Genomic DNA, 24,507 nt, shown 5'->3' with positions numbered 1-24,507 from the left:
GGACCCAGCTGTGGAAATAAAGGGTACTAAAAAAGAATTACAGATGTTCCTAAATGATCTGTATGCTCCGCTAGAGAGTCGATTTACTGCTGGATGTGCAGGAATTGAGATGGGGGCTACAGGATCTATTTACAATGAAGCTACCGCGCTTATGGAAGCCTTTGCCCGTCCTTTATGGGGGCTTGTCCCCCATGCTAGCGGCGGAGGTGAAAGTGTACTTTGGCCGATGTTCCTCGAGGGGATCATCAACGGGACAGACCCAGAGCATGATGAATATTGGGGTGAATTCTCGACTAAAGATCAGCGAATGGTTGAGCAAGCCGTACTAGGACTGGGGCTTGCTCTTGCACCGCATAAGCTGTGGGAGCCACTGAGTGATGTACAGAAACGAAATGTGTATAACTGGTTGAATCAGATCAACCATGTTGATCGATCTAACCCGAATAACTGGCTAATGTTCACGGTACTTGTGAATGTGGGCTTTAAGAAGCTTGGGTTGCCCTACGATCAAGAGATAATGGATGATTATTTGGACAAGATTGATACCTACTACTTGAGTGATGGCTGGTATTCCGATGGGCTGACCGATCAGAGGGACTATTATATTGCATTTGCTATGCACTATTACACGTTGATTTATGCTAAATTGATGGCGGATGAAGATCCTCAGAGGACTGCAGTCTACCGGGAAAGATCCGCGCAATTTGCCAAAGAGTTTATTTATTGGTTTGCTGAGGACGGAAGTGCAATTCCTTTCGGACGTAGTCTGACCTATCGTTTTGCACAGGTCTCTTTCTGGAGTGCGCTGGTATATGCCGATGTACTTCCTTTTTCATATGGCGTTCTCAAAGGAATTATAATGCGTCATTTTCGTTGGTGGTTTGATAAACCTATTGTGGGAATAGACGGACTTCTAAGTATCGGATATGCGTATCCGAACCTAGTAATGACAGAGAACTACAACGCCCCAGGATCACCGTATTGGGCCTTTAAAGCTATGCTTATTCTTGCCTTGCCAGATGATCATCCTTTTTGGCAAGCGGAAGAAGAACCACTGCCTGTATTAAAAGAGCTATTGCCACTCGAAGAGGCACGTATGCTGGTGAGCCGTCCGGAAGGGAATAAGCATGTTATTGCCTATACCTCTGGTCAGATGGCTAACTTTGATATGGCCCATAGTGGGGCTAAATATTCCAAGTTTGCTTACTCCACGCTGTTCGGCTTCAGTGTGCCGAAGGCGGGTTATGGCTTAGTTCAAGGTGCTTATGACTCCACACTAGCGCTGTGTGAATGCGATGAATATTACCGGGTACGCAGATTCTGCGAGACGTGGGAAATTGGAGAGAATTATGTATATTCACGCTGGCATCCCTGGAGCGATGTACATGTGGAGACATGGATTATTCCAGCAGGTCTTTGGCATGTCCGTATTCACAGCATTCACAGCGCCCGGTGTCTCGACGTAGCGGAGGGCGGATTTGCCATTGGCCAGTCTGCCGGCTTCACCCGTAGTGAACGGGAAACCATTCATGTATCTAACACTGCTGTCTCGGTGCAATTGCCCTGGGGAATCAGTGCCATACATATGCTAAGCGGTTTTGACCGTGGGGAATGTGTAGAGCCTGAGCCGAATACGAATCTACTGAAGCCGCGGACGTTTCTTCCAAGCTTATGCTCCAGACTGGAGCCGGGAGATCAAGTACTGATATCTGCTGTCTTTGGAGCAACGAATACTCTGGAGAATCAGGCCAGTCTGGCTTCGCCGCCGCTTATTCAGTGGCAGTCAGACGGAAGGGTTGCTGTATACGATTCTAGTAACGATGCACATTTGCATACTGTTGATTTATTGGAAAGGAGCAACAAAGATGTGGACTAAAGCCATTGAGGATGCGATTCACAAAATTGGGAGTAACATTACTAACCATCCGGGCAAACTGCCCCATATCGCCGAGGGGCAACAGTACGAATGGGGAGACAATGATGATTGGATAGAGGGATTCTATGTGGGCATGATGTGGCTTGCCTACGAATATGGTAAAGATTCATTCTTTAAGGAGGCGGCAGCCTCATGGCTAGGGGACTTCAAGCATCGTTTGGATCAGCACATCGCCTTAGATCATCATGATATTGGCTTTTTGTATTCACTAACTGCAGTAGCGGAGTGGAAAATAACAGGCAGTGAAGCGGCGCGGGCTGTCGGTCTGCAGGCTGCAGATAAGTTGTGTAAACGCTGGCGTGAAACAGCTGGAATCCTCCAGGCTTGGGGTCTAGAGAGTGATCCTGAGAACGGGGGGCGTATCATTATTGACTGTTTGATGAATTTGCCTCTGCTGTTCTGGGCTGCGGAGGAAACGGGGGACAATCGCTACTATGATATAGCCCTTCAGCATGCGTTAAAGAGCCGAAAATTTCTTGTGCGCGGAGATGATTCCTCTTATCATACTTTTTACTTTGATCCGGCTACGGGGAGTGCGATTCGTGGAGGAACTCATCAAGGGTATGAGGATGGTTCGACCTGGACTCGTGGTCAAGCCTGGGGAATATACGGTTTTGCGCTGGCGTATCGCTATACGCAGAATGAGGCTTTTCTTATTACTTCCAAAAGCCTGGCTCATTATTTTATAAGCCATCTTCCGGAGGATGGTGTGGCTTATTGGGATTTCGATGTGCCTGTGGAAGCAGGGACCCCTCGTGACAGCTCAGCTTCTGCGATCGCGGCTTCCGGCCTTTTGGAACTGCTGGACATTCTGGACGCAGATGACCCGGACCGCGCTATTTATGAAGAGGCATTACTCCGCAGCATGAAATCTTTGGTGGAACATTATGCGACATCTGAAGATCCAGAGGCGGAGGGACTTCTAAAGCATGGGTCCTATCATGTCAGAGGCGGACGCGTGCCTGATGGTCATATGATTTGGGGAGATTATTATTATTTAGAAGCATTGATCCGCATGCAGACCGGCATCCGAGGCTATTGGTAGTATGAGCTTCTAACAATCACGCTTCCAAAGTATCCACAAAATTTCACCTATTCGATGGAAGCTTTTGAAGTAAGCTTTCCTTCCTACGGAAAGCTAACTAGGCGGTCGCTATGCTCCTGCTGTTCCAAGTGGTCTCTTTGCAACTCTACTTCTATGTTATTTTCAAGAAAAGTTATATTAGAAATGCGGTCAATGGAGCCCGTCATTTCCTATTAGCAGTGCCCCTTTCTCGATAATCCGAGGAAGGGGCTTCTTTGTTGTACGATGGGTGTATTTGCAGAACCTCCCATTCGAACCGCTAGAGCTTACTCTATATAAGATTACACGAAATGAGTTAGTGCTAGCTCCGGATAAATATATGTTATATTATTGCTTATCGGTGCTAGGAGAATAGTAATGATAGATTACGGTATACAAATGGAGGATCAAACGTTGATGGTACGGATTATAAGAAGTATAAAGTCTCTAATTTACACTAACTCAAAAAAATTAGCATTTAAAATACCATTCGCTTATTTTTTGGTCATTTTGCTTACGGTGGGTTTCAGTTATGGGGTGTTGAATCAAATATCTACTAATTCAGCCCAAAAGAAAATTAACGAGGCTTCTTTGCAAACGATTACTTCTATACAGACAAACGTTGATTTAATGATTGAAAACGTAAACAACTACTCTAAAATGATATTTTCCGATCGTAATCTGCAAAACTTGTTAAGGCAGGGAGGGGTGTATTCCAATCTGGATACACAATCTAAAGTTAGCGCCTATTTGTATAATCTTATGCAAGCGGTTCCTATAATTGATTCTGTTAATATTTTCGATAATACGGGGCATCGTTTTTCCGTCGGAACACAGGAATTACCAACTTTTATGGAAGCGGACATAAAGGATGCCTCATGGTATGAGCAAGTTGTAAGTAATAAAGGGAAATATATTCTAAGATTAAATGGCAGCGGAGCTTTTTCAAGAATGGGAGCCGATGAAAATTTCGTATCTTTTATACGGTTGATTCGAGATATTGATAACACTTCTCCCCTAGGGGTGTTAGTCATTAATATCAAAGACGACGCCTTTGTACAGGCGTATTCCAATCTGCTCAATCAGAGTTCCTTTGAAATTGCTATTTTAGATGAAAATAATCATATCATCGTATCCGATTCCACCCAAGATCAACATAATGCAGTCTATAAAGAGGTCCTTATGTCAAATAGAGAGAGCCTGGAACAACAATTTCAGAAAAGCAACTCAGGATCTCTTACATTGAATTCTGGCTCACAGAAGTATAGAATCTCTTATCTCTCAGGTGGAGAATTTAATTGGAAATTTGTAAGTATTACACCCTACAATACGATTGATTCGCGGAATAAATCGCTTGTACTCTTGGCATTGCTGCTATTGATTATCAACGGAAGTATTTTCTTTTTTAGTTCCTTTATCATTTCGCGCAGTATTATTAATCCGATACATAAGCTCCTCCGATCCATGAACAAAGCTCCTAGGGGTAATTTTATGAAAGTAAAAGTAGAACGCAATATTTATGAATTCGAACAGTTGTTTAACGGTTATAATCACATGATTGAGGAAATGGATCAGCTTCTGACCCGAATCGTCGAAGAGCAGAAGATGATTCGTAAAGCTGAATTGAATACACTGCAATCCCAGATCAAACCCCATTTTTTATATAACACGCTGGACTCCATTACTTCGTTGGCGTTGTCTGGATTAAACGATCAGCTATGTGAAATGATTGAGGCATTGGGAAACTATTATCGTATGAGTGTCAGCAAGGGCTTAGACGTTATCACGGTCGGTGAAGAGATTGAAATGGTTCGTAATTATTTGAAAATCCAAAATATCCGTTATCAGGATGTCTTTGAGGCTCAGTTCGACGTGGATGAAGACTGCCTGCAATATCCTATACCCAAGCTGGTTATACAACCATTGGTTGAAAATGCGCTTTATCATGGTATTCGGCCTAAAGGAACGAAAGGAACGATTACAATCAGCGCACGAAGTATGAAGGATGAAGTGAGAATATCCATATCTGATGATGGTGTTGGGATGTTGGAAGAAGAGATTATGCAAATTCTTGAAAGGAAGGATCAATTAAAGAGCTTTGGATTGTGGGGAACTATGGAGCGCTTGCGTATTTTTTATGGAAATAAAAACTGTATTAAAATCGAAAGCGAATTAGGAAAAGGGATGACGATAACGATAATTATACCGAAGGGATAGATACGCAATGGAAAAATTAAAGGTTTTGATTGTTGATGATGAATATTTGATAAGGAACCTGCTTAGGATGCGTATTGACTGGGAAAAGCAAGGCCTAACTATTATAGGAGAAGCTTCCAATGCACACGAAGCTTTGGATATGGTAGATGAACAGAGACCGGACATTATTTTTACGGATATTTATATGCCCTCTATCAACGGAATTGAGTTTAGCAGGGAAGTTTTAGCAAAGTATCCGGATATAAAAATTGTTATCGTTACAGGTCATGACGAATTTGAATATGCACATCAGAGCATCAAAATGGGAATTTCTGATTTCATTCTAAAACCGATTCGTGCTTCAGATTTGCTCAATGTGATTGATAAGCTGAAAAATAAAATATTCGAGGAGCGTACGCGTGATAAGGAATTAGAGAGATTGAAAGAAGATTTAGAGCGGAATTTTCCATATCTCAGAGAAAAATATTTATATCAGTGGTTAAAGGGCGATCTTTCCAAAGAAGAGATTCATGAAAAAGCGGAATATTTTAAACTGCCGATGTTCCTAAGCAAAGAGGCCTTTCAAATCGCTAGTCTAGAAATTACCTCAGCATCCGTAAAGCAATCAGAGGAACAGTTGATTCTCTTGGGAATGGAATGCAGATACAAAGTGGAATCGTTCTTCCAGAACGACAATCAAGTGATTATTTTAACAGATACCCGAAACCAAATTGTAGTCATTTCATTTAACCAAGCTACGAATCTTGTCAGCGATTGTGAATCACTTATAACCAATCTGTGCGAATCCTATAAATGCTATGTTAACATCGGGATCGGGTGCAAACGTATACATATAGAAGAAGCGCACCTTGGATATCAGGAAGCATGTCGTGCGGTGCAATACAAGGTCTTTGTTGGAAATAATCAGGTTGTTTGCTTCGAGGATATTGTAGGAAACAGGGAGGCACATTACCAGTCGAATCCAGATCGTCTTCAGCAGCTGCAGTTCTACATCAGCGTTGGTTCGGGCGAGCAGGCAATTCAAAGTCTAACGCAGATCTTTGATGTTGCTTTCTCCAGTATAGCTCAGTTTCGTCTAGCAGCGATGGATGTGATCAATGAATGCCAACGTGCTGCGATAGAGCAACAGGTCGAGGATGAAGAAGTGTCCAATAAAGAAACATGGGTCTCTATTCTCACTGCAGACAATTTACCGGAATTAATGAACCTATTGGAGAGTTATGTCCTTCACGTATCAAGAATTATTTATTCAAAAAACCAAACAAAAGAAGGGGACCTCATCAGTCAGGTGAAAGAGTATCTCGAGAAAAATTTGGATGATCCCAAATTAGGATTAGCTACTACGGCTGGGACTTTCTTCGTAAGTCCAGGTCATTTGGGGCGGCTTATGAAGAAAGAAACAGGGCAGACCTTTGTGGAGTATCTTACGAACATACGTATGAAAAAGGCGGAAAGCCTGCTGAAGAATACGGATTTAAAAGGATACGAGGTTGGTGAACAGGTTGGAATCAAGGATGCGCACTATTTTAGCATCTTGTTTAAGAGATTTACGGGGATGTCGATGAATCAGTACAGAAACGGTAAATGATTAAGAGGATATGTTCGAATAATGAAAGGTATATGTTGGTATTTTGAATGGAGTTATTATGGTAGCTTCCCTAAACTAATACTAGAAAGAACAAATTTCATTTGGGGGGTTTATTGATGAAAGCGTTATTAAGAAAGACGATGAGCATAACATTGGCTATAGGAATTGTAGGTAGTGTAACTGCATGTTCATCCGAATCATCTGGAGGAACTCAGTCTAAAAGTGGAAGTGTTAAGTTGACATTATGGGACCAATCCGTAGGTAATACTGATCCATCTGCAAAATTATTGCCGGAAATCGTTGAGAAGTGGAACAAGGAGCATCCAGAAATTCAAGTTGTACGATCAGGAACGACTGGCGAGCAGTATAAAACCAAAATTAAGACTTCACTTGCCGCAGGTGAAGCACCTGACATTTTTTATGGAATGGGTGGAGGCAGCTTCATGCAGCCTTATATCGAATCCGGCAATGTGCTTGAAATTAGCAGCTATTTAACGGACGAAATTAAATCGAAGATGGCTCCAGGTATGTCTGAAGCTATCGAGGTTGATGGGAAAATCTATACACTGCCTGTCTATACCCATATCGCTAATCTTTTTGTAAATACTGAGTTGTTCGATAAAGCAGGAGCTAAAATTCCGACTACCTATTCAGAGCTGCTCGATGCGGGAGAGAAACTAAAGGCAGCGGGGATCACCCCGGCTCTCATTGGAGAGAAGGACCGCTGGCCCGGTATGTATTGGTACGATATGATTGCGATGCGCCAGGCAGGAAATGATGCGGTCATTGAGGCATTTAAGGATCCTTCCAAATGGAATTCACCAGATTTCGTTGCTGCAGCTACTAAAATGCAGGAACTTGGAAAAACAGGCTTCTTCAATAGCAGTATGTTCAGCATGAGCTATGATGAAATGCTTGGAGCGTTTAATGCAGGACAAGGGGCTATGATGTTTCAAGCCAACTGGGTAAATGCAGGTATCGAAGATCCATCCTCGGCCGTCAAAGGCAAGGTTAAGGTGATTCCTTTCCCGGTATTTGAAGACGGTAAGGGAAAGAGTACTGAAATCTTCGGAGGAGCGGTGGATGGCTTTTATGTCAGCAATACCACAAAGCAACCCAAAGAAGCTGTTGAGTTTCTTATGTATCTAAGCGAGCAGCTCGGTACACAGGGCTTCCTTGCCGGAGCAGGGCTTCCTAGCTGGAACATTGACGCTCTTGATACTTCTGGTCTGTCCACACTTGATAAATCAGCAGCAGATATTATGAAAACAGCAACTTCTTTTATTGCATGGTGGGACAATATTCTCCCGGCTGATTCTGCGGAAGCTCACAAGAACTTAATCGCGCAACTCTTGGCAGGAGACATCACTCCTGATGAATTCTGCAAACAGATGGCACAGCTTAAACCAACGGAACTAAGCCTCTGATCTGTGAAAAAAATGAAGCGAGATGTGGTCAGAGACTGTCTCTGGCCACATTTTTGAGAGGAGAACCCTGATGAACTCTGTATTTTCGAACAAGAGGGCCATTGCTATATTTGTCCTGCCTACCCTCCTCATATTTTGTTCCATTGTATTAGTTCCGATCTTTATCTCCAGTTACTATAGTTTATTAGATTGGAATGGCATCGGTAAAGGTACGTTTATCGGACTAGACAATTATGTGGAAATGTTCACAGATTCACGAGCATTAAATTCCATAAAAAATTCTATGCTGTTCGCGGCAGCATCAATTTTCATTCAGTTGCCTATATCGCTTTTACTTGCCCTTATATTGGCCTCTTCGGTCAAGGGTGAAGGATTTTATCGTGCAATATACTTCATTCCAGTGCTTATCTCAACCGTTGTAATCGCGCAACTGTGGTCTAAAATTTATAATGCGGATTACGGACTTTTGAATTGGTTACTGGAAAGCGTGGGTCTTTCAAATCTGGCACAAGATTGGCTTGGTAAAAAAGATACCGCCCTTGTGGCGTCCTTTATTCCAACGCTTTGGCAGTATGTCGGCTATCATATGTTACTGATGTATGCTGGGGCAAAGTCCGTTTCACAAGATATTCTCGAAGCAGCGAAAATTGACGGAGCTTCCCGTATAAGAACTGCATTCTCCATTACCATTCCACTAATGAGGCCTATTCTGAAAGTATGTCTTGTCTTTTCAGTCATTGGTGCCTTTAAGGTATTCGATCTAATTTATGTATTGACGGGCGGAGGTCCTTTATTCTCCACTGAAGTACCGAGCACGTTGATGTATACAACTATTTTTGACACTTACAGATATGGATATGGTAGTGCGGTATCTGTTTTCATAATTCTGGAATGTTTAGTGTTTACAGTAGTTATTAATAAATTTTTTAAGACTGAATAGAGGTGAGGAAAGTGAGTACTGCAAAAGTGGTGTTGCGAAAAAGGTCGAATTATTTTGGGAAAATACTACTGCAAGTGTTTCTAATCCTTGTGGCAATCGTACAAATTTACCCCCTTATCTGGCTGGCATTTTTCTCGCTGAAAGATAATAGTGAGATATTCAGTGGTGATGTCGTAGGCCTTCCTAAAGAATTTCTCTGGAGCAACTATGTTAAAGCCTTATCAGACGGTAATGTATTAACTTATTTTTTTAACAGCGTGTTGGTAACGTCTGTATCCATTATTCTGGTACTGATTCTTGCTTCTATGACTGGTTATGCCGTCGCGAGGATGAACTGGAAATTCAGTGAATTAACGATGACCCTGATCCTCCTAGGGATGATGGTGCCGATTCATGCGGCCCTGCTGCCGCTGTTTATGGTCCTGAAGAACTTACATTTGCTGAATACTTATTGGTCCTTGATTATTCCTTATGTTGCTTTTGGTATCCCTTTGGCCGTGTTCATCGTCAGTAGCTTCTTTAAGGGACTTCCCCGTGAATTGGAAGAATCAGCGGTCATTGATGGATGCGGCATTTACAGAACGTTCTTTTCCATTATGTTGCCGCTTATAAGTCCTGCTATTGCAACGGTTGCGATATTTACATTCCTATCTTGTTGGAACGAGCTGATGTTTGCGACTACGTTCATCAATGACTCACTCTATCAGACTTTAACAGTGGGTATGATGTCCATGGTGGGTACCTATATCACACAGTGGGGGATTATTGGAGCGGGGCTCATGATTGCTACGATTCCAACGATTGTAATCTACTTGTTACTCAACAAACAGGTACAGAAGAGTATGATCGCAGGCGCAATCAAGGGATAAGGGTTAAAAAATAGAAGGGGGATCTTTTAATGAATGCTACTATTACTGTCAACACTGATCAGTCGTGCGGTACGATCAGTCGTCATATTTATGGGCATTTCGCCGAGCATCTTGGACGTTGTATCTACGAAGGGATCTGGGTAGGCGAGGATTCGCCGATTCCTAATACCCGTGGTATTCGGAATGATGTTCTAGAGGCGCTGCGAGGTCTTAGCATACCGGTGCTCAGATGGCCGGGCGGGTGCTATGCTGATGAGTATCACTGGAAGGATGGCGTTGGTCCACGTGAGGCGCGCAAGCACATGGTTAATACGAACTGGGGAGGTGTTGTGGAGAACAATCACTTCGGTACCCATGAATTCTTCGACCTTTGTGAACTGCTGGATACGGAGCCTTATATCTGCGGAAATGTTGGCAGTGGCACCGTTCAGGAGATGCAGGAGTGGGTGGAGTATATGACCTTTGACGGCGAATCACCTATGGCTAAATGGCGGAAGGCTAATGGCCGCGAGAAGCCTTGGAAGCTCAAATATTTTGGCGTCGGAAATGAGAATTGGGGTTGTGGCGGCAACATGCGGGCGGAGTACTACGCCGACGAATACCGCCGTTTCCAAACGTATGTCCGTAATTACGGACATAATCAAGTCTATAAGATCGCTGGCGGTGCAAACGTTGATGATTACCACTGGACGGAGACGCTAATACGTGAAGCCGGTGGACTTATGGATGGTCTCAGTCTGCATAACTACACGGTGCCTGGAGGATTTGAGATCAAGCGGCCGGCGACTGGCTTTGATGAAGCGGAATGGTTCGAGACCATGCAGCTCGCGCTCCACATGGACGAGCTCATTACCCGACACACGGCGATCATGGATCAACACGATCCGAAGAAACGTGTGGGCTTAATTGTCGACGAGTGGGGTACCTGGTTCCAAGTTGAACCGGGTACAAATCCTGGGTTCTTGTATCAGCAGAACACGCTGCGTGATGCGCTTGTTGCGGGACTGCATTTCCATGTCTTCCACCGTCATTGCGACCGTGTCCACATGGCGAACATTGCCCAGACAGTCAACGTGCTACAGGCGATGATTCTAACGGAAGGTGATAAGATGTTGCTGACGCCGACCTATCACGTGTTCGAAATGTTCAAGGTGCACCAGGATGCAGAGGCGCTTACGATTCACCTGGAGATTGGCGAATACCGTGTGGGCGATGAATCGCTTCCGCAAGTCAGTGCATCGGCATCGAAGCGGCCTAACGGAACGATCGACATCAGCCTATGTAACATCGACCCCCATCACCAAGTAGATGTATCTCTAGGGTTACGTGGGTTGGGGGGAATGTTGAATGTTAGCGGCCGGGTACTGACGCATACAGATATGAATGCTCATAACACATTTGGGCAACCGGAGAGGGTGAAGCCACAGTCATTTAACGGCATTACGAGTGTAAGTGACGACGGTTTACTGGCAACGCTGCCGCCGATGTCCGTGGTCGTGTTGACACTCAATTAAGGATTGTGCGCTTAGATGCGCGTTGACATGGCATTATACCACAGCAATAATGGATGTATATGAGCATTCATAGGATGTGAATCGGAAGGAGTAATATAATGGCTAAATTATCATTAGTTCATAAGGTCCCAACTCAGGAAAAGGTAGTCGCTTTTACGTTCGACGATGGGCCGCATCCATTATATACGAAAGAGTTGTTGGATATCTTCCATAAACATAATGGTAAAGCGACTTTTTTTATGATCGGTGAAGAGCTCAATATGTACGAGGCTATCGCAGCACAGGTTCATATGGCAGGACATGAGATTGGCAATCATACTTACTCTCATCCTGATTTGACAACACTGACTTTAGATGAAGCAAGAGCTGAATTACAGCGGGCGGATGATACGATTCGTAAAGTGACGGGAAAGCATGTATTGAACTTTAGACCACCTTTTTTTGGTGTTAACGATGATATTCTTATGCTTGCTGCAGAATTCGGATACCATTCGATTGGCGCTGTAAACGGTGACGCGAAGGATTGGGAACAGCCCGGTGTCGATTTTATTCTGGACCATACGAGACCAACCATTGAAAACGGAAGCATTTTCTTGTTTCATGACGGGTATGGCGAACGAGCTCAAACCATTGAAGCTGTCCGGGTATTGGTGGAAGAGCTTGATGCCGAGGGTTATCGATTCGTGACTTTAAGTGAACTGTTTGGGATTGCTGATCTCCAGCTATAAAGCTTAGCCGAAGGTAAGCAAATTTCCAGCCGCTGTTGTCTCCGGATTTTCTGATTGTTTCGCTTTTAGCGATTAATGATTCCTTCATAACTTATTAGCAGGACCTCTTCCTCAATAAAATTGAGGAAGAGGTCCTGCTTTATTGTGTAATGGCTGTTTCTCTCTGCTTGTTTAAGATATTCTATCACTCACGCTTCCAAAGCATCTGAAAAACCTCACCCATTCGAATTGGATTGGGTGAGGGTATTTATATTATACGTTTTTACTAGATTGATTAATAATCTCTATCCATTTGGATGTTGTGTGGATTCCCGAACGATCAGATTAGACGGAAGGAGAATTTCAACAAAAGGCTCATCAGGATGGTCAATACGCCAGAAGAGCTGTTCAACAGCTTTACGTCCAAAGTAAGACAAATCTACATTCATCGTTGTAGTCAACGGTGTTGTTATTCGTGACAATTGTCCATTATCGAAGCTGACAATGGATACATCTTGGGGAATACGATACCCAAGCTTGTACACAACGGAATTGATCAAGAATCCAAATCCGTCATTGACACAGAACCATGCCGTAGGCTGCTTATCGAGCGCTTGTACAGCGTTGAATACATCATCCATTTCTTCTGTTACACGATCAATTACCCATATCGGGTTGTATTCAATTCCAGCCTGGTATAAGGCCAGGCGATAACCCTCCAGGCGCTCGTAATAGCTGGGAGAGAATTGTATATTGCCGATAAAACCAATACGAGTATGTCCCAATTCAATTAAATGCTGAACGGCTGTATAAGCGGCATAGCGATTATTAGTGAGAATACTGTCGGCCATAAGATTAGGATGATGATGATCAATTAACACGGTGGGAATACCTGTATTGGTCACTGCCTGAATATAAGGGTTCGTAATATGGGACAGAATCAAGATCCCTTCAACGGATTGATCCAATAAAATAGGAGGCAGGATTAAATTCTCAGAAGAATGCTTATCAATAGATTGAATAACCATACGCTTGTTTCGCTTCGCTGCTTCCTTCTCAATGCTTAAATAAATTTCTCCAAAAAAGTTGCGTTTGGAAAATGCAAATTCCGATGCCAAGATGGCAAAGGTTCCTACTTCTTCTTCAGTGCTTTTACGCCCTCGCGAATAGATGTAACCCATCTCATTCGCTGTATCGATAATTAATTGCCTCGTTTCTTCACTGACACCATCTTTACCAGACAGAGCCTGAGAAACAGAGTTCTTAGATATATTTAATCGATCGGCGATATCTTGCATAGTTACCTTCACCTTCATGCGAAGATACGTCCTTTCTTATAAGAAGTGTAATGAATATTCTTCCATACTGTCTCTCATAATACTAAAGATTATGCTGCAAAACTACATTACAATTCTAAATTATTATAACATTACAAAATATTATTGTAAAGTTAATACATAGTATATGTAATTGTGTCTATTGTATAAATAATCGAAGAACAGGTTGACAATTTCGCTTAAAACTATAATAATAGCAAATGTAACGCTTACAAAACATTGTTTTAAGTAATTTTGTAACGTTACAAAATTGATTTATAGATTACTAAATGCTGTACGAAAGTGCATCTATACTTTAGGGAGGTTTTATTTTATGAAGAAAAAGCTTGCAGTATTAATGTCACTTACGCTTGTATTCACGATTCTTGCCGGTTGTGGATCGAAGAGTAGTAATTCAGGCACTTCAGCAGATGGAGTAACAACTATTGAATTCTGGGCAGCGCCTAACCCGACTCAACAAGCATATTGGCAAAAAATCGCCAAAGAGTACGAGACTGTTAATCCTAAGGTGAAAATTAATGTAAGTGCGATCAAGGAGTCCCCTACTTCTGAGGCAAGTATCCAAGCTGCAATTGCAGGTGGAAGCGCCCCGACGATGACTGAGAATATTAGCCGCGGTTTTGCAGCACAACTTGCAAACAGTAAAGCGTTAGTTCCTTTGGATACGATAGCTGGCTTCAATGATATTGTCACAAAACGTAAAATGACCAAAACGATTGAGCCTTGGGAATTTGCGGATGGTCATCAATATGTTCTCCCGATCTACTCGAATGCGATGTTGTTCGGATGGAGAACGGATATCTTGAAGGAAGCTGGTGTGAATGAAGTTCCGAGAACATACAGCGAAGTAATTGAGGCAACGAAAAAATTAAAAGCAAAATACCCGGATAAATATCTTTGGGCGAAACCTGACTTAGCAGACCCTACCTCTTGGAAAAGATGGTTCGACTTCTTTATGCTGTACAATGCAGCTTCAGATGGCAACAAATTCATTGAAGGCAGCCAGTTTGTTGGCGATGAAAAAGCAGGTGTAGACGTTCTTACTTTCGTGGACGATCTTCGTAAGGAGAAAGGGCTGTTGTCTCAGAATGTAACAGAACCTTTTGAAAATGGCGTGGGCGTATTTACGGATGTAGGACCTTGGACATTCAGCACATGGGCTGAGAAATATCCAGAGCTTCAGTACAAGGAGAATTTTGAAGTATCATTGCCTCCGGTTCCGGACGGCATGGATCCAGCGAATGCAAAAACGTTTGCAGATGCTAAAGGAATTGTTATCTATGCATCGGCAAGCCCAGAACAACAGGCTGCTGCAATAGAATTCATCAAGTGGGTATATTCAGATGACCAAAACGATGTTGCCTTTTTCCAAGAAACAAACTTGCCTCCAGCACGTGATGATGTAGGTACGAATGAAGTATTTAAACCAGTATTTGAAAAAACGCCTGTATTGCAAGAGTATGCAAAAGCAATCCCGAATGCTGTTCCATCCATGGACAATCCGAAATTCAACGAATTGCAAACCTTTATTGGTCAAGAGGCCTTTAACAAAATCGTTCGTGGTGAGATTGATCCAAAAACGGGTTGGGACAATATGAAGAAGGCGATTGAAGGGGAACTTCAATAATGATTGAAAAAAATAATAATCGGTTAGGCTGGCTTTTTGCCAGCCCTTACCTTATTTTTTCGACTGTGTTTTTCTTGGGCCCGCTTATCTGGTCTCTTTATCTGTCTTTTACTAACTGGGACTTGATTTCACCAACTTATGATTTTGTAGGATTCAAGAATTTTACCAAAGCATTAGGCACACCAGGGGTAAGATCGGCATTTTGGGTAACGTACAAATTTATGATCGTGTTTGTACCGATTGTCACAGCGATGTCGCTTTTTGTAGCGGTAATTGTAAAGGGCTTACCTAAATTAAAAACCGTATTTCTTATTGGATTCTTTTTACCATATCTTTCATCAGGGGTTGTTGCATCCCTTATTGTTAAAGGTTTTTTGTCACATACAAGTCCTGTTCAGACGTTTCTAAGGGAACGGTTAGGTCTTGATATTGACTGGCTCGGCGGATCTTTTTCGGCATTATTCGTCGTTGCGATGATTATGGCTTGGAAATTTACAGGTTACTATGCGTTAATTCTAACGTCAGGTTTAGAAAGTATTGATCAGGAAGTATATGAAGCAGCGGCAATTGATGGTGTGAAGGACAGCCAAAGATTCTGGAAAATTACGTTGCCTTTGCTATACCCTGCGATTTATACAACCTTAATTTTATCCTTTGGTGCAACATTCGGTATCTTTACTGAGGTCTACCAATTAACAGGCGGCGGACCAAACTATGCAACGAATACATGGCAAATGGAAATATACAGTCAAGCATTTAAGAACCTGCAGGCAGGTTATGCATCAGCTATCGCGATTATGGCTGCGGTTGCGACATTTATATCCATCTTCGTGATCCGAAAAATTCTGGAAATGTGGGGTAAGCGCAATGGTTGGGTCTAATTCAAATATCAAGCTCCGGCTGTCGATCCGCTATCTGATTGCGATCGTACTGCTCGTGATTATGGTATTCCCCTATTTATATATGGTATTGAATTCACTTGCAGATTGGTCACAGGTAGACCGGAAGCTGATACCGACGAAATTTACGCTGCGCTCGTATCAATGGCTCTTTACAGGTGGTGAGACCGGGATTACAAGACCGTGGATTCACGCCTTCTTTAACAGTGTGTTCGTTTCTTTGATATCTACAGCATTAATGATGATGTTTGCGATTATGGTGGCTTATGCGTTGGCGAAACTGAAATTCCGTGGGAGAGACTCTATTAACAACTTTGTGTTGTTCCACATGTTCTTCCCGGCGATCATTCTGATTATCCCTAACTTTTTGATTATTCAAAAAGTAGGACTGTTCGATACGTATTGGGCGCTCATTATTCCCAAGGCGATGAGTTTATGGGGGATCTTCATGTACACCAACTTCTTTAAGGCGGTACCCGACGCTTTCATTGAAGCCGCCAAGCTGGATGGGGCATCCGATTTCAAAATCCTGTATAAGATTATGATGCCGATGTCGAAGTCCATTACGACCGTTGTATTCCTATTCCTGCTAATGGAACGTTGGACAGAGCTCCTATGGGATATGATTGTCGTCCGAAGTGACGGCATGTTAACTTTGAACGTTTTATTATCTCAGATGTTTGGTCCGTATCAATCGTATCCGGGTCCGATGTATGCCGGTGCAGTGATGCTCACCTTGCCAATCATTATCTTGTTCATCATCTTCGGCAAGAAATTCCAGGAAGGTATGCAATTTAACTTGAAATAGGCTAGCACAGGAGGGGATAGCGATTGGAACAGCCGTGGTGGAAAAGGGCGGTATTCTATGAAGTGTATATGCCAAGCTTCTGTGACAGTAACGGAGATGGGATTGGTGATTTTGACGGTCTTACTTCCAAGCTGGATTATTTGAGGGATCTTGGAATCGGGGGCATCTGGCTTACACCGTTCTATAAGTCTCCGAAAGTAGATAACGGGTATGACATTGCGGATTATTACCAGATCGACCCGGATTATGGAACGATGGAAGGCTTTGAACGCTTTATTCAGGAAGCGAAGACTCGCGGAATCAAAGTGATTGCCGATCTTGTCTTGAATCATACGTCTTCAGAGCATGCGTGGTTCAAGGAATCCCGATCCTCAAGAACAAATCCAAAGCGGGATTGGTATATTTGGAAGGACGCTGTGAACGGCGGAGTTCCAAATAACTGGGAGTCTTTTTTTGGCGGAACAGCGTGGGAATGGGATGCTGCTACGGAACAGTATTACTATCATGGGTTTGCGAAAGAACAGGTCGATTTGAACTGGGCGAATCCGGAAGTAAAAGAAGCGATGAAGGATGTCATGGCTTATTGGCTAGGTAAAGGCGTTAGCGGTTTCCGGCTAGATGTGATCAACTTCTTGTCGGTGTCCGATCAATTCCCGGATAACCCGATGGATGAAATAACGGGTGAACAAAAGCATGTGCATGACCAGAATCAAAATGGAATTATAGAGGCCATCGAGGAAATTAGTGAGTTTGTTCATGCGCATAGCGGGATGTTCATGGTAGGTGAGGTCGGATCTGAAGACATAGACATGCTGAGGCATTACAGCGGAGCGGGTAAGTTGGATGTAGTCTTTAATTTCAATTTGGGAAGCCAGAAGGAATTTAGTCCAGAAAATTTATTCGCTGAGCTTAAGACGATGGAGCAGGTACACCGTGAGGATCAGATTCCAACGTTATTCTTCGGCAGTCATGATATGGATCGCGTGATTTCGCGTTTTGGCGAAGGAGATGCGGAGATTGAGGAGGAACGGGCTCGTCTGATGGCAACGCTGGCCTTGACCGCAAAAGGGGTACCTTTCTTATATTTCGGTGAAGAGATTGGGATGCGGAATTTCGTAGCCCATAAGCTGGAGGATATGCGGGATATCCAAGGATTAAACGCATATGAAATCGCACTACAGCGGGGGGCTACCCAGGCAGAAGCCTTGGAAATTGCGAATGCGAAGGGAAGAGATGCATCCCGTTCTCCGATGCAATGGAACGCAGGTCCCCAGGGCGGGTTTACTTCAGGGAAACCATGGATTGACATGGGCCCAAATTATGAGCAATTAAACGTGCAGTCCGAATCAAGTCAACCGAATTCATTACTTCATTATTATAAAAAGCTTCTCCGCTTGCGCAATACACAGGACGTGTTTCAGTTCGGAGATTATGACGTGCTGGAACGCAGAGGCAATCTTATTTTATATGTAAGAACGTTGAAAACACTCAATACTAGAGCACTCGTAGCTTTGAATTTTGACAAGCAAAGCGTACAGATTGATCCTAGTATGTTGTTGGATGGGCAAGCAGCCTGTATATTATCAAGCCGCCGAGAGACAGTGAGCGGCACAGACTTGGTCACTCTATTGCCGAATGAAGCCGCAATATGGATGTGCGAGCCGCTATTATTTGATTAGAGAGGAACGTTATTATTATGAAGCTCCACAAAACTGCTGTGAAAACATGTGAACAATTGCTCGTGGAATACGCGATGAAAGACGTGTTCGTAACAGATACGCAGAAATTAAATTTCACCGGTGTAGATCACAAAGATGTCTATAACATTACAGCACCTTTCCAAGATGAAGATGAATGGGTGATAGCAGGTCGGGTTGAAGCCCGTGACAGCGAGCATTCCAATGTCGTTTTTTTCGTCGAGCGTGATGGACAGTGGGCTCCTCGTGAAGGAGCGCCTATTCTTGAACTTCAAGATCCGTTTTTCACGAAAATCAATGGCGAATTAATTGTTGGAGGTGTTCAAATTTACCCGCATCCGGTAAAAGCTGATGCCTTAATGTGGCGTACAGTATTCTACCGCGGGAAGAACATCGCTAGCTTAGAGTTATTCTTTATTGGTCCGGATGGTATGAAAGATTTGCGGCTGGTTGACCTGAAAGATAGCATTGGAGTGCTGACCCGCCCTCAAGGAGATAAAGGAGGACGCGGGAAAATCGGTTTTACCCGCATTGCCTCGTTGGAGGCGTTATCCATTCCGTTGATCGAAGAAACACCGTTGTTGGAAGGGCAGTTCGTTGATGAAGAGTGGGGCGGCGCGAATGAAGCACACTTGCTGAAGAACGGGCTTCTCGGTGTCCTTGGGCATATCGCATCATTTGATGAGGCGGGTGATCGTCACTACTACCCCATGGTGTTCGCTATCGATCCGGAAACAGGTGAATATTCGGATATTCAATTAATCGCTGTACGCAATCAGTTCTTGCCAGGCGTTGCCAAACGTCCTGATTTAGAAGATGTCGTATTCAGCGGCGGGCTCGTACGTCATCAAGACGGCACAGCTCACATATATGCAGGAATCAGCGATGCTGAAGCACAACGTGCGACAATCCCTGATCCATTTGCTCAATTTGAAATTTTATAGCATGAAATCCATTTGGTTAAGGGAGTTATTACAACATGAAAATCTATCGTTATGAACAAAATCCGCTGATTACACCGGCGGACGTCAAGCCGTATCACGAGGACTTTGAAGTGATCGGTGCATTTAATGCCGGTATCGCTAGCTATAATGGTGAAATATTAATGTTTCTTCGAGTAGCAGAACGTCCAATCAGTAGGGATCCTAAAATTGTGAAAGCTCCGATTTATAATCCGGAGACCAATGAATTAGAGATTTTGGATCTGAATACGGATGATGAGCGTTTCGATTTCTCTGATCCGCGTGTGATCAAGAATAGATCCGCCAGTGCTACATTCCAGTACTTGACTTCATTATCTTATATCCGAATTGCTCGAAGTAAGGATGGACATCATTTTACGGTGGATGAGAAGCCATTTGTGTACCCTTCCAATTCACTGGAAACCTTCGGGGTAGAAGATCCCCGCGTAACCCAAATTGGGGATACCTACTATATATATTTCTCGGCAGTCTCACCTGTGGGCGTTGGAGAATCGCTGGTATCAACTAAAGATTTCGTGAATGTAACTCATCACGGCATGATCTTTGGGCCGGATAATAAAGACGTATTGATTTTCCCAGAGAAAATTAACGGCAAATATTATGCATTGCACCGTCCAACGACGAAAAGCACGGGGAATCCTGAAATATGGATTGCAGAATCGGACAATTTATTATATTGGGGCAATCATAAGCATCTGATTGGTTTGCGTGACGGGATGTGGGATAGTGGCCGGATTGGCGGCGGTGCGGTTCCATTCAAGACCGATAAAGGTTGGCTGGAGTTGTATCACGGGGCAACACTGGAACATCGCTATTGCATGGGGGCAGTCTTGTTAGATCTAAATGATCCCTCGAAAGTGATTGCGCGTTCCAATGCTCCGATTATGGAGCCGGAAGCGGATTATGAGAAGAATGGATTCTTCGGCGATGTTGTATTCTCTTGCGGTGCACTTGTGGAAGGCGATGTCGTCAAAATGTATTACGGAGTTGCGGATACATCAATGGCTTGCGCAGAACTTAGTGTACAAGAAATTCTAGACAGCTTGGTATACGTATAACAATAAAACGTCAAAACCGTAGTGGTTTTGGCGTTTTAATTTGGGAGAGATGACGAAGATAATGAATATCAAATTAACTGAAAACTGGAAACTTCGTGATTTTAATGTCGGGGAAGTCCGGGATCTTGAAGTTGCATCCCCAGAGTTCATTGATTATTTCTGGATGACCACCACAGTGCCCGGTGACATCCATACGACGCTTCGGGAGAAAGGCATCATTGAGGATCCTTTCTTTGGCCACCAAGATCAGAAATGCCGTTGGATTGAAGAAAAGGTATGGTGGTATCGAACGGTCTTTTCATACGATTCTGATCCTCAACCTGGTGAGAAGATGGAGCTATTGTTCGAAGGGTTAGATACCTATGCGACCGTATATCTTAACGGTGTGGAGCTTGGATCAACAGATAATATGTTCATTAGCCATTCATTTGATGTAACCCGTGAATTAAATAAGGGGAAAAATACGCTTGCCGTAAAATTTGATCCTATTCATGTACACGCAGGCGATAAGGTCCAATATTATTGGTCGGGCTATAGCAAGAAGCGGATCTGGACACGTAAAGCGCAGAGTCATTTTGGCTGGGACTGGGGTCCACGTCTGGTCTGTGCAGGGATTTGGAAAGAGGTGCATTTAATTAAACGCCGTCATGCACATTTAGATCATGTGTTTGCTCGAACAACTTCGATCCAGGATCAAGTAGGTATCGTTGATGTGGATTTATGCGTACATGCCTTTGATCGCGAGTGTTCATATACAGCGTGTGTGGAACTCTTAGAAGGTACAGAGCGCGTTGCGGAAGCGTATGTCTCTTTAGACAGAGCTTCAGGGATTACGGTTGACGGGGCGATTACAGCACGCACGCTTCATCATTCAGTTACTTTGCAGGTGATAGATCCGAAGCTATGGTGGACGCATGATCTAGGAACGCCTTTCTTATATCAATTACGTGTTACGTTATTTGCAGATGGGGAGCCAATCGATACTTATGAGCAGCGATTTGGGATTCGTAAGATCGAGTTAATGCAGCTTGATGAAGAGGGGCGCCATGCTTTTACGTTTGTATTGAACGGTGTAAAGGTTTTTGCCAAAGGTGCAAATTGGATCCCTATTGATAGCTTTATTGCGACCGTACCGGATAGTCGATATACGCATCTCCTTCAAATGGCCAAGGCTGCCAATATGAATATGATTCGCGCTTGGGGCGGAGGCATTTATGAGCGGGATATTTTCTTTGATGAATGTGACCAGTTAGGAATCTTAATCTGGCAGGACTTCATGTTCGCTTGTGCGTTATATCCAGATTATAATCGTAATTTCATGAATAATGTTCACCGAGAAATTGAGCAGGTCGTCAAACGTCTTCGCAGTCGTACGAGTCTTGCCTTATGGTGCGGGAATAACGAGAATGATTGGTTGTATGAGGCACTTTCCTCTAGCGGCGAGATTACACATCCCTTTTATGGAGAGAAAATATATCATGAGCTCATGCCTGCGGTGTTGGAGCAGCTCGATCCAACGCGAACGTTTTGGCCTAGTTCCCCTTTTGGTGGAAATGATCATAATTCACGTAATGTGGGCGATACACATAACTGGCAAGTCTGGCATGGGAATAATGAGCCTCGTCAATTTGGTGAACCACAGACACAGGATTATAGTGTTGAAGGGATATCGTTCAAACGATTTAAGTCAGATTTCACGAAATTCGCCAGTGAATTCGGACTGCATGCCGCTTCCAATCGTTATACTTTAGCGAAGAACATGCCGGACAATCAGTTCTACTGGGATAGCGATGAAATGAAATACCGTAATAAAGATGTCCATTATCCAAAGGGCATTATGCTCATGGAAGGTTATACTGGAATTCCGAAGGATATCTATGAGTATATTCAATTCTCGATGCTTACTCAGGCAGAGGGGTTAAGATATGGTATTGAGCATTATCGCCGTAATAAGCCGGATACGAGCGGGGCTTTGTTCTGGCAGTTTAATGATTGCTGGCCGGGAACAAGCTGGTCTGTCATCGATTACTATGGCTTACCAAAAGCAAGCTATCACTATGCGCGTAAATTCTTTGCACCGGTACTCTTATGTGTAGATCATGACCCGAATGGGCAGCTTCAGTTATGGGCTGTTAATGATCGGCGTGAGATTTATGAGGATGAGGCGGAATTAACAATCTATCGGATGGATGGTACGATTGTATATCAGCGTGCATTCGATGTGACCGTTGAAGCAAACGGTAAAATTAATTTTGCCAATTTATCTGAGGCTGAGGTGCTGCAACAGTATAGTCCACGCGAGGTTGTGGCCGTGCTTCGTTCGAAGAAACAGGTGACAGAAGAGTATGTCCTCTATTTAAGAGATTATATAGATATGGATTATCAAGAAGCACATATTCAGATCTCTGTGGATGAAGGAAAAGGACATATCCGTTTGATCTCGGATCGTGTTGCCCGGATGGTGATGATTGAACTGGATGCTCCTTGGGTGATCATGGATGATAATTTCTTTGATCTGATCCCAGGTGAGGAGAAGACGGTTCATGTACATCATGCTGCTGCAGGGGAACTTCCTTGGGAAACCCTACGTGTGACGGCGATGAATGATGCATCTATACAGAAGCTTAGAACTGAAGGAGATGTACTAATATGAAGGCGGCCGTATTTCAGGGAAATAAGCGCATTGATTTTATGGAATGGGAAGCTCCAGCTGTAGGCCTCAAAGAAGTTAAACTTCGTGTGAAATGCTGCGGGATCTGTGGTACAGATCAGCATATTTATCATGGATATCCTGGGTCTGCGGAGGTGACCGCTCCGGTTGTGTTAGGGCATGAGCTCGCAGGGGAAGTGGTTGCTGTGGGTGACGAGGTTACGGCTCTTCAGGTTGGGGACCGTGTATCCGTGGATCCTAACATCTATTGTGGGAACTGTTATTTTTGCAGGAATGGAAAAGTGCATCTGTGCGATAACTTGCAGGCTGTTGGAGTAACTCGTGATGGAGGCATGGGCGAATATTGCGTAGTTCCTGCCGCGAACTGTTACTTGTTACCTGATGAAATGAGCTGGATCGAAGGGGCAATGATTGAACCTCTAGGTTGTGTTCTTCATGGCTATAAGAAGCTCGACATTCGTAGAGCTCACCAAGTCCTGATTATCGGTGGTGGTTTTATTGGTCAATTGTTCTTGCAGCTCGTAAAAGCTGCGGGTGTTAAAGGGATCATTGTCAGTGAGCCGGAAATGTTCAAACATGACCGATTAGTCGAATTAGGTGCGGATGAAGCGGTTTCTCCTGCAGCAGCAGGTATGATGGAAGCTCTTCATCATCAATTTGATATTGTGATTGAATGTGTAGGCCGGGCGGATTCCATGGAGCTGGCGGTTAAGGCATCACGTAAGGGTGGACAAGTATTAATGTTTGGTGTTGCTTCCCCTGACACATGGATTCAAGTCTCCCCATTCGAAATTTTCACGAAAGAGCTGGTCATCATGGGCTCTTTTATTAATCCTTATACCCATGAGGAATCGATTGCGTTAATTGAGAAGGGGATCGTTCAGATTGAGTCATTGATTAGCCATCGGTTTTCGTTGAAAGATGTTCCAGAGATCATGGAGGAGTATACGAATCTGCGTGTTTCTAAAGGGGTTATTGTGCACGAGAGGTAGTGCTAAATCATAGTAACGTATATCAAGCGATGACTATTGGCTATTTTGCCAAAGGTCATCGTTTTTTTTGTGGGCAAAAACTGGCTGTGACGAGGTCTCTCTTTAGAAAATATTGAAATTAATATTCAGTTAAGAATCCCTTCACTATCAGTTTACGATTCAGAGTTAGAGTTA

At 43.5% G+C, this 24,507-nt stretch carries 18 protein-coding genes; 17 read left to right on the top strand and 1 reads right to left on the bottom strand.

Annotated elements, in window-relative coordinates:
• Positions 1–10 precede the first annotated feature (10 nt).
• The 9 genes from NST74_RS21705 to NST74_RS21665 all read left to right on the top strand — a co-directional run bounded on the left by NST74_RS21705 (position 11) and on the right by NST74_RS21665 (position 12,282).
• On the top strand, positions 11–1,876 hold the full coding sequence (locus NST74_RS21705; RefSeq protein ID WP_341114387.1) for a DUF2264 domain-containing protein: 1,866 nt from the start codon (positions 11–13) through the stop codon (positions 1,874–1,876).
• Entirely contained in the window at positions 1,866–2,981 is a 1,116-nt protein-coding gene (locus NST74_RS21700) for a glycoside hydrolase family 88 protein (protein ID WP_341114385.1), read from the top strand. Before NST74_RS21705 ends, NST74_RS21700 begins: the two co-directional genes overlap by 11 nt.
• A gap of 648 nt (positions 2,982–3,629) precedes the next feature.
• Positions 3,630–5,216, top strand: coding sequence for a sensor histidine kinase (locus tag NST74_RS21695; RefSeq protein ID WP_341114384.1), 1,587 nt, complete (start codon positions 3,630–3,632; stop codon positions 5,214–5,216).
• 7 nt (positions 5,217–5,223) lie between these two features.
• The gene (locus NST74_RS21690; protein WP_341114381.1) at positions 5,224–6,804 is read left to right on the top strand and encodes a response regulator; all 1,581 of its coding nucleotides are present in this window, start codon (positions 5,224–5,226) and stop codon (positions 6,802–6,804) included.
• Between the two features lie 116 nt (positions 6,805–6,920).
• Positions 6,921–8,231 carry an extracellular solute-binding protein gene (locus NST74_RS21685; RefSeq protein ID WP_042130025.1) on the top strand — a complete coding sequence of 437 codons (1,311 nt, stop codon included), beginning with the start codon at positions 6,921–6,923 and terminating at the stop codon, positions 8,229–8,231.
• Between the two features lie 70 nt (positions 8,232–8,301).
• Complete coding sequence (locus NST74_RS21680) at positions 8,302–9,171, top strand: carbohydrate ABC transporter permease (RefSeq protein ID WP_042130024.1); 870 nt, start codon at positions 8,302–8,304, stop codon at positions 9,169–9,171.
• 11 nt (positions 9,172–9,182) lie between these two features.
• Positions 9,183–10,040, top strand: a complete 858-nt coding sequence (locus NST74_RS21675) for a carbohydrate ABC transporter permease (RefSeq protein ID WP_341114379.1) — start codon at positions 9,183–9,185, stop codon at positions 10,038–10,040.
• 29 nt (positions 10,041–10,069) lie between these two features.
• The gene (locus tag NST74_RS21670) at positions 10,070–11,554 is read left to right on the top strand and encodes an alpha-N-arabinofuranosidase (RefSeq protein ID WP_341114378.1); all 1,485 of its coding nucleotides are present in this window, start codon (positions 10,070–10,072) and stop codon (positions 11,552–11,554) included.
• 98 nt (positions 11,555–11,652) lie between these two features.
• Positions 11,653–12,282, top strand: a complete 630-nt coding sequence (locus tag NST74_RS21665; protein ID WP_341114377.1) for a polysaccharide deacetylase family protein — start codon at positions 11,653–11,655, stop codon at positions 12,280–12,282.
• A 284-nt stretch (positions 12,283–12,566) separates the two neighbouring features.
• Here NST74_RS21665 and NST74_RS21660 read toward each other — a convergent pair whose 3' ends face one another.
• A complete protein-coding gene (locus NST74_RS21660; RefSeq protein ID WP_341114376.1) occupies positions 12,567–13,577 on the bottom strand; it encodes a LacI family DNA-binding transcriptional regulator in 1,011 nt (336 codons plus the stop codon).
• Positions 13,578–13,911: 334 nt separating this feature from the next.
• On the opposite strand from NST74_RS21660, the gene NST74_RS21655 reads away from it, so the two are divergent.
• The 8 genes from NST74_RS21655 to NST74_RS21620 all read left to right on the top strand — a co-directional run bounded on the left by NST74_RS21655 (position 13,912) and on the right by NST74_RS21620 (position 24,333).
• The gene (locus tag NST74_RS21655; protein ID WP_341114374.1) at positions 13,912–15,225 is read left to right on the top strand and encodes an ABC transporter substrate-binding protein; all 1,314 of its coding nucleotides are present in this window, start codon (positions 13,912–13,914) and stop codon (positions 15,223–15,225) included.
• A 2-nt stretch (positions 15,226–15,227) separates the two neighbouring features.
• Positions 15,228–16,106, top strand: coding sequence for a carbohydrate ABC transporter permease (locus NST74_RS21650; RefSeq protein WP_179283670.1), 879 nt, complete (start codon positions 15,228–15,230; stop codon positions 16,104–16,106).
• Entirely contained in the window at positions 16,093–16,932 is an 840-nt protein-coding gene (locus NST74_RS21645) for a carbohydrate ABC transporter permease (protein WP_149646682.1), read from the top strand. The genes NST74_RS21650 and NST74_RS21645 overlap by 14 nt, the downstream gene beginning before the upstream one ends.
• 23 nt (positions 16,933–16,955) lie before the next feature.
• Positions 16,956–18,611, top strand: a complete 1,656-nt coding sequence (locus NST74_RS21640) for an alpha-glucosidase (RefSeq protein ID WP_341114373.1) — start codon at positions 16,956–16,958, stop codon at positions 18,609–18,611.
• 17 nt (positions 18,612–18,628) lie between these two features.
• Entirely contained in the window at positions 18,629–19,573 is a 945-nt protein-coding gene (locus tag NST74_RS21635) for an MTP-1 family protein (RefSeq protein ID WP_341114371.1), read from the top strand.
• Between the two features lie 35 nt (positions 19,574–19,608).
• A complete protein-coding gene (locus NST74_RS21630) occupies positions 19,609–20,670 on the top strand; it encodes a BtaManbiosPhlase (protein ID WP_341114370.1) in 1,062 nt (353 codons plus the stop codon).
• A 67-nt stretch (positions 20,671–20,737) separates the two neighbouring features.
• Complete coding sequence (locus tag NST74_RS21625) at positions 20,738–23,323, top strand: beta-mannosidase (RefSeq protein ID WP_341115946.1); 2,586 nt, start codon at positions 20,738–20,740, stop codon at positions 23,321–23,323.
• The gene (locus NST74_RS21620; RefSeq protein WP_341114369.1) at positions 23,320–24,333 is read left to right on the top strand and encodes a zinc-dependent alcohol dehydrogenase family protein; all 1,014 of its coding nucleotides are present in this window, start codon (positions 23,320–23,322) and stop codon (positions 24,331–24,333) included. Before NST74_RS21625 ends, NST74_RS21620 begins: the two co-directional genes overlap by 4 nt.
• The last annotated feature ends 174 nt before the right edge of the window (positions 24,334–24,507 follow it).

Source organism: Paenibacillus sp. FSL F4-0125 (assembly GCF_038008565.1).
Taxonomy (GTDB): domain Bacteria; phylum Bacillota; class Bacilli; order Paenibacillales; family Paenibacillaceae; genus Paenibacillus_AQ.
This window is presented reverse-complemented; position numbering and strand designations above follow the sequence as displayed.

Bases quoted from the DNA above. Each gene is read 5' to 3' on its own strand.
- NST74_RS21670 (WP_341114378.1), top strand. From the start codon at position 10,070: ATGAATGCTACTATTACTGTCAACACTGATCAGTCGTGCGGTACGATC.
- NST74_RS21635 (WP_341114371.1), top strand. From the start codon at position 18,629: ATGAAGCTCCACAAAACTGCTGTGAAAACATGTGAACAATTGCTCGTG.
- NST74_RS21685 (WP_042130025.1), top strand. From the start codon at position 6,921: ATGAAAGCGTTATTAAGAAAGACGATGAGCATAACATTGGCTATAGGA.
- NST74_RS21665 (WP_341114377.1), top strand. From the start codon at position 11,653: ATGGCTAAATTATCATTAGTTCATAAGGTCCCAACTCAGGAAAAGGTA.
- NST74_RS21660 (WP_341114376.1), bottom strand. From the start codon at position 13,577: ATGAAGGTGAAGGTAACTATGCAAGATATCGCCGATCGATTAAATATA.
- NST74_RS21620 (WP_341114369.1), top strand. From the start codon at position 23,320: ATGAAGGCGGCCGTATTTCAGGGAAATAAGCGCATTGATTTTATGGAA.
- NST74_RS21690 (WP_341114381.1), top strand. From the start codon at position 5,224: ATGGAAAAATTAAAGGTTTTGATTGTTGATGATGAATATTTGATAAGG.
- NST74_RS21700 (WP_341114385.1), top strand. From the start codon at position 1,866: ATGTGGACTAAAGCCATTGAGGATGCGATTCACAAAATTGGGAGTAAC.
- NST74_RS21680 (WP_042130024.1), top strand. From the start codon at position 8,302: ATGAACTCTGTATTTTCGAACAAGAGGGCCATTGCTATATTTGTCCTG.
- NST74_RS21645 (WP_149646682.1), top strand. From the start codon at position 16,093: ATGGTTGGGTCTAATTCAAATATCAAGCTCCGGCTGTCGATCCGCTAT.
- NST74_RS21655 (WP_341114374.1), top strand. From the start codon at position 13,912: ATGAAGAAAAAGCTTGCAGTATTAATGTCACTTACGCTTGTATTCACG.
- NST74_RS21630 (WP_341114370.1), top strand. From the start codon at position 19,609: ATGAAAATCTATCGTTATGAACAAAATCCGCTGATTACACCGGCGGAC.
- NST74_RS21695 (WP_341114384.1), top strand. From the start codon at position 3,630: ATGATTGAAAACGTAAACAACTACTCTAAAATGATATTTTCCGATCGT.